Origin of the sequence: Pacificoceanicola onchidii (genome assembly GCF_004804335.1) — a bacterium.
GTDB classification, from domain to species: Bacteria; Pseudomonadota; Alphaproteobacteria; order Rhodobacterales; family Rhodobacteraceae; genus Pacificoceanicola; species Pacificoceanicola onchidii.
Genome location: NZ_SRXY01000005.1, coordinates 261,754 through 277,392 on the forward strand (window position 1 = coordinate 261,754; position 15,639 = coordinate 277,392).

Annotated in this window: 5 protein-coding genes; all 5 read right to left on the minus strand. The window is 62.8% G+C overall.

Going from position 1 to position 15,639, the window contains the following annotated elements; translation table 11 throughout:
• Positions 1–11: 11 nt before the first annotated feature.
• Genes E4662_RS14895 through E4662_RS24110 form a run of 5 tightly spaced genes read right to left on the minus strand, consistent with a single transcriptional unit; the run spans position 12 to position 15,533 of the window.
• The gene (locus E4662_RS14895) at positions 12–2,399 is read right to left on the minus strand and encodes a Kelch repeat-containing protein (RefSeq protein ID WP_136442382.1); all 2,388 of its coding nucleotides are present in this window, start codon (positions 2,397–2,399) and stop codon (positions 12–14) included.
• Complete coding sequence (locus E4662_RS14900; RefSeq protein ID WP_136442383.1) at positions 2,396–6,823, minus strand: hypothetical protein; 4,428 nt, start codon at positions 6,821–6,823, stop codon at positions 2,396–2,398. The genes E4662_RS14895 and E4662_RS14900 overlap by 4 nt, the downstream gene beginning before the upstream one ends.
• Positions 6,824–6,827: 4 nt before the next feature.
• Positions 6,828–9,374 (minus strand): hypothetical protein, encoded by a 2,547-nt coding sequence (locus E4662_RS14905; protein WP_136442384.1) that lies wholly within the window; start codon positions 9,372–9,374, stop codon positions 6,828–6,830.
• A 10-nt stretch (positions 9,375–9,384) separates the two neighbouring features.
• Positions 9,385–13,926: a DUF6603 domain-containing protein gene (locus tag E4662_RS14910; RefSeq protein WP_136442385.1), complete on the minus strand. Its 4,542-nt coding sequence runs from the start codon at positions 13,924–13,926 to the stop codon at positions 9,385–9,387.
• 5 nt (positions 13,927–13,931) lie between these two features.
• The gene (locus tag E4662_RS24110; protein WP_168797985.1) at positions 13,932–15,533 is read right to left on the minus strand and encodes a hypothetical protein; all 1,602 of its coding nucleotides are present in this window, start codon (positions 15,531–15,533) and stop codon (positions 13,932–13,934) included.
• Positions 15,534–15,639: the final 106 nt, after the last annotated feature.

Here is a 15,639-nt window from a genome sequence, read left to right on the forward strand (position 1 = left end):
TGTCGCCCGGGTCAGGGCAGGTAGGTCCAGACGCTGCTGAGCGGGAGGCCCCGCGCGCTGACGCCGCCCACCATCCAGACCGTGCCATTGGCCACGGTCACGCCGGGCCGCACCACGTCCCAGCCGCTCGCCCCGATGGGGGAGCGCCAGTGCCCGTCCGCATAGGCATGAATGTCGCGCAGCGCGTTGCCGTTTGCATCGGTGCCGCCAAAGAGCAGAAGCGTGTGGCCGTCGGGGCTGGCGAGGATGCCGTTCTTGCGCCCGAAGATGCTGGCATTGGATCCGAAACCCCCGGTAGAGACCTCCTGCCAAGTCTTGCCATCCGAGGAGGTCCACAGATCACCGGCGGCCTCGTCCGCTGCGGTATGCCCGCCAAAGAGCCAGAGCGCCCCGTTGCAGACCGTCAGGGCAAAATCAGACCGCGGAGACCATTGCGCGATGCCTTCCTGCGTCCAATGCGTGCCGTCATCCGAGCTCCAGATCTCATTCAGAGGCTGGTAGTTGATGTCATAACCGCCGATCACCCAAAGCTTGCCGCCAAAGGAGACACAGCCAAATCGCGCGCGCGGGCTCCATTCGGCGGAATGGCTCATGTTGTGCCAATCCTGCCCGTTGTCGCTGGCCCAGACATCGTTCATGGCGGTGCCGCCATTGTCCGTGCCGCCCATGACAAACATCGCCGTCGCATGCGCCGCGCCGCCCGCGTGATCGCGCTGGGGGAAGGCGGCCACGCCGACCTGGGTCCAGTCCATGCCGTTGGGGCTGGAGAGAAGCGCGTTGTTGTCCGTGCCGGAGGCGAGCCAGAACGCGCCCTTGTCCTGCTTCATCAGAACCGGCGCGCCGGTGGCCTTCACCACGGGGGCATCCTGCCGGTAGAACCCCTGCGGCAGGAACATCAGGTCAATGGATTTGGTCAGTTGCCCGGCGGTGCCGTATTGCCCCTTGGCGATGAGCGTGTATTTCGCAGCCCCCCGGGGATAGACCGTGTGGCTTCCCTTGGCGAAGTCCTTGGGGTCCAGCACGTAAGGCTGTTCGTTCAAGCTGTTGGTGATCTCGCAATAGAGCGCATTTTGCGTGGTCCAGTTCAACGCCACCGGGGAGCCCGCCACGGGAGCATCGTATTTGGCATCAAAGGTCAGCGCCACATCGGGCACATCCGCCGTCCAGCTTTGGGTGAAGGCGGGCTGCGCGTCAGAGACTGTGCGGTAGGCATTGAGGGTAAACCGTGTGGTGGTGCTCACATCGACGGAATAGCTGCCGGAGGTGTCGATATCTCCGGTGGTGGTGGAGAGCACCGTTTTCTTGAACGTCGGCTGGCCCTGCGTGATCCCGGTATAGGCGTCATAGACCAGATCAACCCGGTCGACGCTGAAAGTCTGCCAGTTCAGCTTGACCGGCTGGCCGAGCGTCTCCACCCGCGATGGGCTGCCGTCAAAGAAGATGATCGAGGGCTGCGGCTCTGCCACCCAGAGATCGACGGTGATGTAGCCATCGTCATAGCCGGGAAAGCCGCTGTATTGCAGGTAGGCCTGTGTCGGGGCGGCGGGCACGGCAGTGGAAAGATCCGCGATCTTGAACAGCACATTGGCCCCGGTGCCATCGCCGAGAACCTGCGGGTTCTCCGGCGTCGGCTGCAAGGTCCATTCGGGCGTGCTACCCGCGCCGCCGGGATCCGGGTTCTTTGCGGTCCAGGCATGGACCAGCTTTCCGTCCCGAAAGACCTGATCGACGGAGACATCAATCGACCACGCCGAATGCGGATCGCTGGTGGTTGGCCCGTCGGTGGTGAGCGCCCCGGCCTCTGCGCCATAGACAAAGGACAACAGCACGGTGGGCGTGCCCTTGGTCCAGCCTTCGGTCACAAGCGGCTTGCCGGGGGTCTTGTTCTTGAGGTTGAGCGACAGGATGTTCTGAATGGCCTTTTGCCCCGATGGGGTGCGGTAGACCTTTGCCACCGGCAGCAGAGCCGCGCTCATGTATTGGCTCAGATCCTTGGCCCCTTCGGGGTAGTGCAAAAGGAAAACCTTGGCGCTGGGCGCTTCGCTGGCGGCATGGACCGTGATCTGACCAGAGGTCACGGCGCTGACGCTTGAGGTGATGCCGCTGAGCAGAATCGTGATCGGCGCACCTTGCGACAGGCTCAGGGGGGCATCCGGCGTCAGCGTCAGGTAAGGCCCGCCCGCCTGCGGGGATTTCCAGCCCGAGGAGGTAACCGAAAACTTCGCCGTGCTGCCAATGGGGAAGATCGACGTAGGGAACTGAATACGCACAGAGGGCACGGAGACCGCCGTGCTGCTGTCGCTGGTGATGGTCAGCGTATAGGCGTCGAGCTCGGGTTTGCCGATGTAGACATCGGGTTTGCCGGTCTTGTCATTGAGGAATGTGACGCTGATCGTCATGGCGTGGCCTCCTCGGGGGTGTCCGGTTTCTTGGTCTCGGGCGCGGGGGAGAGAGTCAGCCAGCCATCTTCGGCGGTTTGCGGGCTGTAGGAGAAATGCGCACGATCCGCGATGGTGAGTGTCTCAAGCGCCTCGGTCTGCGGCTCTTCGGTGCCGTTTTGCAGAACGCCTTTGGTCCATTTCCATTCGAAACCCGCTTCATCCGGCACCGGCAGATCGAGCCGTTGGGTGCTGCGCAGGATCGGGTGTGTGAAGAAACTCACCTCAAGCGCCCGCAGCGCGCTGGCGTAGACTTCCGGCGGTAGACCAATGCCTTTGACCGGCAGGATGCCCATGGAGGCGTGCACTTGCGCGCGCGGATCCATCAGGACGGTCATCAAGGTCTGGGCGCTTTGCACGTCCGTATTGCGCAGGCGGGCGATCTGGGCCTTGGCGTCCGCGTCCGGCTTGGCGGGCGGGTCGAGATTGGCGCGCAGGTTGAGCGTGATCGTGTCGGCCTTTGGCCTGACGATCGCCGATTGGCCACCCGGAACCGCTGGCATGAACAGTGTCTCAAATGGCGCTGGGCTGTCCATGAGATAGCCAATCAGCCCGTCTTCGAGATTGGCCCGATCCCCCAGCCGCACCGGGAAATCCACCCCCATGACCCCGGCGGTGTCGCGCCCGGTCCAGTCATAGGGTTTGCCTTCGCTTGTCTTCAGGAAGGCCTTGAGCGCCTCTGTGCTGGTGTCACTGTCGGGGATGCCCTGCGTTTCCAGTCGCAGGCTCGCCCGCACCACCGCCAGCGGCCGCCCCATGAGCACCGCCTGCGCCTGAGCGGCCTTCTTGTCGGACGGCATGATATAGGTGTGCGCGTTGTCGATCCCGGCCATCAGGGCGGTGAAGAATGGCTTGTCCTTGCCGTTGATGAAGGTGGCCAGCTTGCGCAGATGCGGGTTCGCCCCGGCGAGATCCTGGTCCATGTCGCGCGGCGCATGGCCAGCGGGGGACTGCCAGATGACCTTGGTCTGCCCGCCAAAGACGCCAAGCGAGCCAAGCGGCTTGCCGGACGCCTCGTAAAGCGCCAGCGCGTTGTCCAGATGATTGGGGATGATCCAGCCGCAGACCGGCGAGGTGGCAGGATGGGCGTTCAGCTCCACCCGGTCATCACTGGCCGACATCCAGCGAAAGCGCAGGCGCGACGGTTGCGTCACGCGCGGCGGCAGGTAGGCGAAAGGATTGTCCCCCAGCTCGCCGCCCTTCGGCGGGCTGAGCATCCAGCTGGCGGTCAGCTTCTTGCGGTCGGAGGCAAGCGAGCCATCAATCACCGTGCGCTTGCGGCCAAAGACGTCGACCACTTCCATATGCATGATGTTCAGCGTGCCCGCGCGCAGCGGCTCGAACCCTACCGCTTCGCCGCGTGGCACGGATGCGATCTGATCACCCACGGTGGCACCGACAAAATGGGTGATGACATTCTCGTAGTGGAAGCTGTCACCCTTTGCGCCGAGCTTCGTTGCCACGGATTCCGTGTCGAAAAACGGATCGTAGGGGCGCAGTTGCAACCCGCGATCACGGGTCAGAAGCGCATCGTTCAGCCCGCTCAAACCCTGGCTGAGCAAGGGCTTTTCGTCGAGCGTCTTGACGATCTGGGCCAGATTCTTGGTCCCGTCCGGGTCCGCCTCCACAAAGGCGCGGATCTGATCGAGCAGCGGCGCGGCGGCGCGGGAGGACAGCGGGATCGAGCCTTTGATCTCCGTTGCGCCGGTTTCCATGACCGGCGGCGTGCCGCTGGGCTGCAACTCGATATGGTTGTCATCAAGGCCGAACTGATCGGTGATGTAGCCCTTGGCGTAGTCCGGCGCGGTCTTGCCCACGCCCTTGCCAACCGGTGTCACTTCTGCGGTCCAATTGAGGTAAAGAGGCAGGAACGGCTCCTCCCAGTTGCCGCCCGACTGGCGGGTTACGGCAAGATTTTGCGGGATGGTGCCGTCCCAGGCCACGCTCTCCGATCCCGGCTTGTCGCCGCCGGTGATGACGGAGCCGGAGATTGGGAAACTCGGGTTCACCAGCACCGGCGGGGCGGGCGGGACAAGGCCGTTCTTGTCGCGCGTCTCCCAGGCTTTCTGCATCTCGCCATAAAGCGCGTGCGTTGCAGTGCTGAGGGCTTCGACGATCTCCATCGCCTCTTCTCCGCCGCTGATATAGGTGCCAATGGGCAGGGCGAGCGAGGCATCGAGCAGGCAGGCCTCTGCAATCAACGGCAGGACCGTGTTCATCAGCGGTGCGGTGTCCTTGCCCTCGGGCGAGGTGTTGGCGGAGAGGTCCGGGATGGCCAGCTTGAACCGGTCAATCAGATCCGCCGCAGACAGCATCGTCGGGCCGGAGACAATCGGAAGGGACAGGGTGCTGACGATGTCCTTGGTCTCGCGGCAGGGCAGCTGCTTGAAACTGCCATTGCGCCGCGCCGGTTTGAGACTGTCACCAGAGGCGACGATCACCGGCTCGCTGGGAGCAAAGAAGCGGGCATCGTCGCTCGGTTGCAGCTCGAAGTCGGCATAATCGCCATTTTCCAGCTGATCGAGCAGGGCGTTGGCCTGATGCACGATCTGCCCGGCGAGGCTTTCGGGCGGCGCGGCGGTCTCATAGGTGTCGCCGTTCAGCGCTATGTAATCCTGCGGTGTGGCAAAAAACTGCGGCAAGTTCCCGGTTTCCGGCGCGCCTGCGGCCTTGAGACCAAAGGCGGCCTCAAGCTTGGCCCAGATATCCAGAATCTCTTCGGAGAGCAGATCCTTCAGTCCTTGTTGCAGGGTGTTTTTGTCAGGCAAATCCGCGTCATAGACGGTGGTGATGTACTTGTACCAATCGAGGAAAACCTGGCCCTGTGTGCTGGCGATCACGTTCAGCAGATTGTCGAGCCGCAGCTGCGCCGCGTTCAGTGCGTTCAGGGTTTCCGCCAGTTCGCTGGCCTCTGGCGGCAGGGTTTCTTCGGGTGGCTCAAACCGGTTCGGATCGGATTTCTCGGCGTCGGTCTGCTTCTTGCGCACCACCCAGAGCGTGCCGCCCTGATGGGCGTCAAACCCTTGGGCGTGCAGGGCTTCTTCCAGTTCGGGCAGGCTGTGCTCGCCCATTTTGTGCAAAAGCCCGCTTTGCAGAAGGTCGAGCAGGAATTCGAGGTTGTTTTCAATGGCCGGATCAATGTCCTTGGCCGGGCCTTCGGGTGTCCATGCGCCGCTTTTCTCTTTCCAGTCGCGGGCGATGAGCGCGGCCAGCGCCCCGGAGGTGGAATTGCCGACGGCCACGCGAATGGAGGGATCGCCGGGCAGGGGCGGCAAGTAGCACCCTTCGAACCCCGGCGTCTTGGAGGCCTGTCCGATGTTCCATGGCAGGCCCGCAAGCTGACCGCTGAACACGCTGCGGGAGGGGGTTGCCGCCTTGGGGTTCACTGCCCAGCCGTAGGTTTGGGCCACGGCATTGGCCATCAATTCATCGGGGGTGGACCGGTCTTTCTCCGGCAATGCGGCCTGTTTGTCCTTGGCCTCGGCCACGGCGGCGGACAGGGCGGCGCTTTGCATCGGGTCGAGCCGCGCACGGCTGCACCAGCCAACCACATGGTATGACACGGTAAAGACGCTTTTGGTCAGATCGACGGTGCCGCTCAGATCGGCAAAAGCGTCATGCAGGCCAAAGGCGCTGCTGGCATCGGGGTAATAGGCGGAAAAGGCCGGGCCGCTTGCGCCGACGGCTTTCAACGGCTGCATCGTGTTGCCGGGGGGCACCGCGCGGGTTGTCGCCGGATTCCAGGCGGTCAGGTTGCGGATTTCATCCAAAGCGGCCTTCGGATCCGGTGCTTGCGGCGACCAGTCGCCGAGTTCGAACACCCGTCCCACGCGCCGCCACGGGGGATAGTAAAGCGGCCCGCCGGATTGATCGGCGCTGGGATCGCGCTCCCAGCCCACGGGCGCGGAAATACACTGCCGCCCGGTGGCCTGATTGTACTTGGCATAGGCGTTGTCCTTGCCCGAGGTGCCGATGTACTCGGCCAGAAGGTGATCGCTTTCGATCACCCATTGTTTGACCATCACCTCGGTTTGGCCGTTCATCACCAGTATCCGCGTGACCAGCCAACGGTCTGGTACGGCGGGGAAATCCAACTGTCCGCTCTCTTGCTGTACCCCGCGCGACAGCCCATCGGGCAACGCCCAGTGCAAATGCACCCCGGCCTGAAGCCCGCGCGTGACATTCCCGGTCAGAGGATCGTTGATGTAGTGGCTAACGTTCGCCTGCATGTTCGGCGGAAAGTTGGTCCAGTTCTTGTCGCGCCAAGGCAGGGCGTGAAATGAGGTGGTTGGGCCGGAGAAATACTCTGGCTTGACCGTGACACCGCTGGCATCCGCCACAGAAACACGCAGGGCCGCGACATTGATGGGAACGATCAGGGTCATCGGCTTATCCCTTCTGGCCAAGTTTGAAGGACACGAGACCTACGCCCCGGATCATCTGAAGCGCAAATTCCGACGAGGGTAGGTGATCGCGCTCTTCGTATATGTTCTTGATATATTTTCCGTATTTCGCCGTATCGCGTAGTTGCCGGGACAGGCGGTACATGCGGATCACGCGCTGACGCTCGGCGTTGCGGAACGGCGCGGCCTGATCGACCTGCGGATCGGTGGTCTGCTGGCCGGGGTCAATATCGCCGTCCTTGAAGTTGTAGCGCACGTTGACGGAATTGCCTTTGCCGGACAGGCCGAAATGCAGCCCTTCCGCCGGTTCGTGAATGTCCACCTGATGCAGCCGCAGGGTGCTGGCGTTCCTGGAGGGCTCAAACAGGCACATCAGCACCGTGGGCGAGAGCCGCTCGAAACGGACGATATCCATCAGGCTGCCGTCATCGGCGTAGCCGTTCACCTCCAGCCCGGGCCAGCCCTTGACCACGCTGGAGCGCAGGAGAAGGCCGGAAACCTGCCGCACCGGCTGCGGCGCCTCGGGCTCCGGCATGCCAAGCGCCTTGCTGCGCAGTTTGGCCGCGTGACGGTGGGCTTTGGTTGAGAGCGCCGGGCGCAGGCGGTCGTCCTGCGCCTGCTCAAGGCTGGGCAGTTCGGATTTTGACGCATTGCGCCCGATGCTGAGCGCGCCGTCGAACAGCGTGTCGGTCCAGTTGTTGTCGAGATAGAAAAACCGAATGGATTCAGGGGGAAGCATTTTCTCGTCGGGCACGATATAGGAAAACGGCACCCCTTCGAGCAGGCGCAGCCGCGCGGCCCAGTCAAACAGTTTGATCGGCACAAAAAGCGCGTCTTCCACCGATTGCAGTTGTGCCAAGGCGGCGACCTGCGGCTGCGGGCTGCTGGTCAGCTTGCGCCGCACCGCGCGGCTGCGCTCCATGCGGTTCTGCGTCAGCGAGGGTGTGGTTTCCTGCTGCGGTTCGGGCACGGCCACGGCGTTCAGGGCAATCCCCTGACCTGAGACGGCAGCTTCGGGCAGGAAGGTGCGCAGGAGCGGCACAAGCAGGTCGTCATCCTGCAACTCGCGCGTCACATCGGTGAGCGCTTGCCCCGCGATGATGGTCTCCAGCTCGTTGATATTCGCCCGGAGCGCATCGCGCCGCCAGTTGTAGAGCGTGACGGCAAAATCCTTGTCCTGCAGCGCCAGAAGCCGCCCCAATTGCCACGCGCCGCCATAGCTGACGTCAAACATGCCGTTGTCGGGATTGTAGCGATTGGCGGCATCCGCCGATGGGAAGCCGTTCAACGGCAGCGTGTCCGTCTCCACCGTGTAGGGCACCAGCGGCCCGCGATACCACGACACGGTCTGATCACCCGCGCGGGTGTGGTGCTTGACCGCCGTGTAGCCCATCGACAGAGCGTTTTTCGCTTGCCTAGTGGCGGGGCTGTCGCTGGCGGCGGGGGCGGGGCAGGGCAAGCCGATGGCGTAATTTGCGCTCGTGTCGCCCTCTGCCGGGTTTTTCGGGGCAAGACCCATCACAAGATTTTCAAACTGGCTGCTGTCGCCGGTGGAGGTGAAACTCCAGCTGTGCAACGAAATCAGCCGCATGAACCCACCTGCGGCGATGTCGAAATCGCCGGTTGAATCCGTGACCTTGGTCGGGATGGTGATGTCCGAGGGATCGTCGCTGTCGCCAGGGTCGGCGGGCAGGAATGGCTCCAGCCCTTCCAGGGACACAAGATGCGCAAAAGTGCGCCGCCCGGCTTCGGGAATGCGGCTGCCCATCACAAGCGCAAAATCAGACGTGCCGGGGATTTTGGACAGGTCATTGCGCCCGGCGGGCACGCCGTTCTGCGTGGCTTTCTTGGTGATCTCGACATTGCGCAGATGCGCCATCATCTTGAGATCATTGACAGAAGGGGCCATGCGTTGAAACAGGGCCATGGGCACGTCGATATAGCGGCAGGGATCGTCCGGGGCCTCGCCGTATTCGAGATGATGCGAGAGCTGATCCACCGGTGCATCGGGGCCAAGATCGCCTGCGCGGAAGAACTGCGAGTACCCCTGTTTCGGATCGCTGCCAGAGCGCGCGATGAACAGATCGCGCACCGCGCCGGCGGTGGCCTGCGCGCGGAACCCCTCAAAGGCTTTCTCATCCTCGGCATCAAACAGCAGCACGCCAAGCCATGTCGGCACATCGCGGTCATGCATCTGATCAGGGTAGCTGCGCGGCGGGATTTCCGTGGTGGGATAGCGCTGCCACGGCAAGGTCTGCTTGGTCAGCACCACATGGGGCAGGGTGCCGTTGTACTCGCCTTCCCCCTGATCGGGCGGGTAGGTGACATGCAGGTCTTCGGGATTGAGCGAAAACCGCTGGCCGGTGACGGCGAAATGGTAGGTGTTGCCAAAATCGTCGTCTTGCGTGGACACCTTCTGCCGGGCGGTGACCTGATAGGCCCCGGGCGTCAGCCCCGGCAGATTGTGCTGAATGAAATTGACCGTGCCCTGAACTGGAGCCTGATTTTTGGTCTTGATGACGTCTGCACTCATGGCCGCCCCCTTACGCCGCGATCTCTTCGCCCAGCAGGCGGATCATGGGCCAATCCCAGAGCGGATAGGCCGCCATGTGATCTGTGTTGATGTCCTTCGCGCCCAGATCGAGGCCAAGGTCTCCCAGCGCGTCCGCCATTTCACCCCGCGCCTGGGCCGCCTTGGCATCATTGAGCGCAGAGAGGATGAAGTTGTGGTTGGCGGGTGCGGGCGCGCCATCCACGTTGAAGGTCAGCGTCGTGCCGCCGTCGCTCAATACCGGGTTGAAATTGTCGCTCTTGGCGATCTGCGGCGCGTCGAACTGCCATGTGATGCTGTTCGCCATGTTGAACATCATCGCCCAGAGATCGGCCTTGAGCGTGATCTGCGGGTGCTGGATCATCGGCGAGATCTCGACGGTGGTCAGCGCGTCCTTGACGAGCCGCGCTCCGTTCATGCCCGGATCGACCCCGGCCCACATGGCCGCCTGCGCCGAGGTCACTGTTGCGCCAATGGCCACGTCATCAACCGCGTCCACGTATTGCGTGGGATCGGTGTAATCCGCGCCTTCCTGCAGCTTCATCAGCGAAAGCGTCAGCCCGGTTTCAAAACCATCCGAGGCCAGCCCCATCGGCAGGACGCCAAAATCACTGTTCCACGCCACGCCATTCGGATTCTTGGTGGCATCATAGCGCACCGAAGGCTTCGGCAGATCCGCGGGGGCGCCTTTCACCGGGGTGAAGCTGCTGGCGTCTTTCAGCGGTGATGTGGCCGTGAAATCGTTGAACTGCAGGGACTTCGACGGGATCACCGTGGTTGAGGCGATGACAAAATGGTTCGGGTCCACCAACCAGTCAAAGAAGGCTTCGGAGGGCGCATCGCCATCGCTGGCTTTCAGGTCCTTGAGCATCCCGTCCGGCACAGCCGCCGTGCAGAGCACCGCATCGCCACTGGCAGTGGGCGCGCCAACCGGGGTGGCCCCTGCCGCCTTGCCGCCCGTGGCTTCTCCGCCCGGCAGGAAGGACTGGCGGAACTGCAGCCAATCCACATGGTCGATTGTCTTGTCCGCGCCGAAGTGGATGGTGAAGGAAATGATATCGAGATCGACCGTCGCCTTGCCGCCGAACTTCGGTCCCCAGATATCAAGATCCACGCCAACGTGGATGGTGATGTCGACGGAGGTAAACAGCAGATCGAGCGTGAAGGACGCGCCGATGTGGATGAAGGCCGAGGCCTCGTAATGGAAAGGCCGCCAGCCGAGCAGGAAGTCGACCCCGGCGGAGAACCAGGCCTTGATCGGACCGGATTTCCACACCGCGTCAATCTCCAGACCGGCCATAAGCATATGCGGCAGAAGGGCAAAATAGGTCTGCCCTTTGATCATCAGCGGCCCGACCTGATAGATGATCGTAAGGCGCGGGACGACCGGGTAATAATCGGGTTTCTTGAATTGCGGGTGGTAGCCGCCAACGGAAACCACGAACTCGCCCGCATGATCGCCGCCGTACCAGATGTAGAAGGCAAAGCCGCCGGAGATGCGCACGATGCCTTCAAACAGGTAGGAGGCGGGCGTCAGGCGGCCGTCGATGGCGATGAGGTGCTGCGCCGGCGAGAAGCGCGCCTCAAGCGCGATTTCCATGTAAAGCACCGGGTCCGGCGCGCCTTTGGGTACGGTGACGCGGCAGATGCCCAAAAGCGCCACTTCAAAGTCCACGCCAAAGGCGACGGTGACCACCACGGAGGCATCGACCATCTCGAAGGAGGTCACATCGATCCCCGCCGCGATCCAGTTCGCGCCCGGCTCCGGGTGAATGTACTCCGCCGTCTGGGCCAGCACCGAGGCGAGCGAGCCGCCGGGGTCTTTGGGATCGAGCTTGGTCGGGAACTGGTTGTTCTGCGGCATCAGCGCAAAATTCGGAAGATCGTCGATCTTGGGCAGGATCAGGCTGCGGTTGATACCAAAGCCGCCCGCAAGACCGGTGATGAAGAAATAGGGCGGGCCACCCAGAGGCGCATTGAGCCGGGCAAAGATGAAGAAGGACTTGTCTTTCGGCGCGAGGCCCCCGATGGCCGTCAGACCAAAGCCCGCCGCCTTGACCATGGCCATGCCGAGGTAGTCGTCGCCCATATGGAGGAAACCGCCCGCAATGGTCAGCGGGCCGGATTGGAACTCCAGCGACATGCCGTCGAGGTGCACGGAGATGTCCGAGGGATCATCGAGTTTGAAGCCCAGCGACAGCCCCATGAGGCTCATCTCCAGCATGGCGAGAGTGAAACTGCCGTCGATCAGCAGCCATGCACGCCCGTCCTCGTAGCGCACGCCAATGCGCTCGATCCCCACCGGGCCAATCGATTTGTTGATGTTGATCCATGTGGCATTGCCGCTGGGGGGCGTGGGCGGTTTGGGTTTGGCCGGGGGCGGCGCCTCCGAGACCGGCGCGCTGTCGCCGCCCGCACCGATGGGCAGGGGAAGCCCGCCGAGGTAGATATCGGCAGAGACGTTGAAGCCTTTGGGCAGGGCGGGTTTGTCGCCTTCGGTCTTCTTGGCCTCCTCGCCTGTGGCCCCTGAACCCGGCGCGCTGATCGGCGGGAACCCTTTGGGCAACAGGCCATTGTAACCTTTGAGTTTCTTGGCGGAAACAGGCTGCGAGGTGAACAGAACCCGCAGGTTCTTGACCCCGCCAATATCGCCAAGCGCCGGCCCGACAAGGGGAAGATCACCAAGACTGAGATCTTTGCCCAGCTCAAAGGCAAAGACATAGGTCGAGGTGCCGCTCGAGCGATCGGCGACAAAGGCGGCGCTGCCGTAGTTGACCGATTGCGCCTCGAGCATCAGCGTCTTGTTGGTGAAGTCATAGGCGATCCCGGCCTGTTTGAGGCCCAGGTCCAGCTCCTTGGGGATGGCGGGCGGTTCAAAGCCGAACGCCTTGGCTATATCGCCGAAACCCAGGGGATGCGGCTCTGCCGCTTCGCCATCGGGACCGGGGAGCAGGTCCTCCATGGTCCAGCCCGCCTTGAGCTGGACGTCCGAGGTGTCCTTGTCCTTGGCGATATCCAGTTCAAAGAAGAAGTTTGCCTCGCCAATGACGATCACCCCCGAAAGCGCAATCGTATGGCTTGTGCCTTCTTTGGTGACGACCACGCTGATCAACGAGGTCAGCTCGGTCCCCAGCATCGGGAAGGAAAAGCCGCAGCTGCCGAAGATCGTGTATTGGTAAACCGCCTTTTCCTCGGTCCCGGTGTTCTCCACCGCCACGCCGAAATCGGAGAAGGTGATGTCGTTCAGTTCCTTGGGCACGGAAACGCCGCTGCCCACCAGCTTCTGAATGAGATCGCCCAAGGAGACATGGCCGTAGAACGCGCCGCTTATGGTCTCAAGCTGCCATTTCTTACCGGCGGTTTTGCTCACGCCGAGGGCAAATTCGAAATCGCCCTTGAACACGTCCGGCAGGAACGCGGCGCTGGCCGTGATGTTGGCGCTTTGCACGCTTTTTGCGCCGGGGTTCACGATGTCGTAGACCAGCCCCATGTCCGTCAGGGTCAGCACGTTGTCGATGATCGGCCAGGGCTCCGTTGCGCCGATGGCCAGCCGCAGGTAGGTCAGCTTGCTGGCGTCCACGTCGTAAACCGCCGAAAAGCTGCGTAGACCGATCTTGGCAAAGGCGCTGGTGACTTCGCCGGGCACCACATCGCGGAAGTTTTCACAACCGGGCAGGGCGGCAATCAGGCTGTCGATGCCATCGTGATGCGGCAAAGGATGGGTGGAGAAGGTAACGCGATTGCCTGCCTGGGGGATCGCGACAGAAACCTCCAATGTCTTCTGAAACTCGGCAAACACAACAAAGCTGACGTCCTGACCGGGGTTCTTGGCGGTGGAGGCATCAATCCGCACGCCAACGGCGGGCGGGCCGAGCTCAAGCTTGAACGGCGTCGTGCCAAGCGTCAGTCCCTTGTCCGTCAGGGGCGCGCGCAGCGTGCCGACAGGCAGCGCCTGCTTGTCCGCCGCGCCAAACGGGCCGTAGAGGCGGAACTGCGGCGAGACATCTTCGCCAATCAGTTTGCTCACAAGGTCCAGCTTGGAAATTGTCGTATCGGTCAGCAGGTTCACACCGGGAACAAGCGGCACGCTGTGTCCGGGATCGCCCGGCCAGGGCTGCGCGTCTTTGGCGGCGCTGGCGTAGATGAACTGCGCGTGGCTCGGGGCGAGCTCGGTAAAAGGGAAGAAGGTCAGCCCCTTGAAGCTGTCCTTGAACCCCCAATCCTTGGCCATGGGACAAAGCAGCGTCACCTGTGGTGCTTCTTCCGGCATGGAAAAGATCGCAGTGACGTCCATGGGATCAAGCCCCATCAGCGCCGCTTGGCCGCCCTGAACATGGATCAGCCCATTGCCGTCCGGGTCGGGAATGTGGTCCGGCGTGACGCCGGTGATCGAGAGCGGCGCGCCGTCCTTGAGGGCAAATTGTGTGCTGATCCGGGCCGCCTCGTCCTTGCCCATCAGATCCGCATCCAGCGTCAGGGCACCGTGTTCATCGGCCTGCGCGCGCAGCGCGTGTAAGAATTCTTCCAAAGCCATGGCCGTTACCTCTTACAGCGCCAGCGCCGCCGCCAATTGTTGCGCTTTTCTTTTCTCAGCTGCTTCCATCGCGCCCGGTTTCTGGCCGGACCGCCGCCGCCTCCACCACCGCCAGCGCCTCCGCCAGCGGGCGGGGTGTCATCACCGCCGCCGCCTGCCGGTAGGGTGTCGTCCCCGCCGCCACCTGCGGCCGTGTCGTCGCCGCCCCCCGCGACTGCCGGGTTCAGGTCCTGAAAAGCGATCGGGACCGAGTCGTCTGGCAAGGCAAAGGCGGCGGCCAAAGAGGCCGGTGTCATGATTCCCGCCTTCCCGATTGAGGTCTTGGTGATCTGTTCGGATATCTGGCAGGCGGCCCTGTTGCGAACGGCGGCATTTCCCCGATCTGCGGCGGAGATGTTTTTGCTGAGCTGCAGCACCGGATCGATGGCAAAGGCGCGCGCTGTCACAGCGGGATCCGTGGCTTTGACGCGCACTTGCAGCGGTGGCGCTGCGCCGCCAGCCGGTGTTGTTGCTTCTGCTGTGACAAAGTCCGCTTCAGAAGTTCTGCGTGCACTTTGGAAGACCAGGGAGCCGTCGTAGTAATCGCCGACGACGTTCTCCTTCCAGATCACGCTACCTGTGTAGAACCGATAAGGCGTGTTCGTGATGTTGAAATAGCGGGTCAGGCTGAGATCTTCGGCGGAGGCGACGTAGGTCGGGCTGAAGTTGGTGCGATCGGCGGTCATCTTCGCGATGTTCCAGAGCGCCACCTGCTGAATGATGCCGGAGGTCGCCGCGGGAGGCAGGGGCGGGGGCGGACCGGGGACAGCGGCACTGCTGAACTGTGCCCGGTTGTCGGCGCGCGTGTCCGCAAGCGGCTTGCCATTGAACCCAAGGCAAACCCAGGCGGCGTCCAAAGCGGCTTCGGCGGTTGTAAAACCCGGAAAACCCTGCATTCCGATCACATTGTCGTCGATGGTCCAGGCCTTGTCCCAACAGGTGGCCCCGTCAGCCTTCAGCGTTTCTGCCCTGAGGGCCTTGCAGAAGGCGATGGCGGCAAAGCGGCTGACACCAAAGCCTGCGAGCGGCGCGCGGTCGGCGGGTACAGCGGTGAATTTCCAGCCGACAACCGTGACGCCGTAAGCATCGAGGTTCGCGCGGTAGGTGGCATACTCGCTGGCGTGCACCAGAACATAGATCGAGCGCGTGCTGCCCGGGCCCTGCCGGTAAGGCGCGTAGATCGGCGGCGAGACCGGCCTGTCCGCGCCGCCAAATGCGCGCCCGTCCCGGATCCCGGCAAAACTGGTCGCATCGCCCGGCATGGCGGCAAGCGCCAGACGGCCCGTTTCCAACCCGGCTGCAATCCACCTCGAACGGTTTGATGTGACCACCACAAGAGGCGGCGGCTTGCCGTTTTCGCCAGCAATCGCTGCCGCATGATCTGCCATGTAGAAGGTCAGGGTTTGTGGGAAAATCGAGCGGTCATCGAGCCATTCGCAGCGGTGTTCAAGAATCGCCGAACAATACGCACTTTCGGCAGCCGTAATGGTCACGCTCGACAATGGGTTGTATTTCTGCATGGCGGTCACGCCGCCGTATCCGCCATTCCGGGCAACCCGCAAAACCATAAAGCTCCGCTCCCCGCGTCATTTTATAGTGACGCGTTATCAATAGTTTATCTGCAAAAACTCCCGTGACTCTGCGCCTGTCAGAGCCTTACGTTAAGGAAAGGTA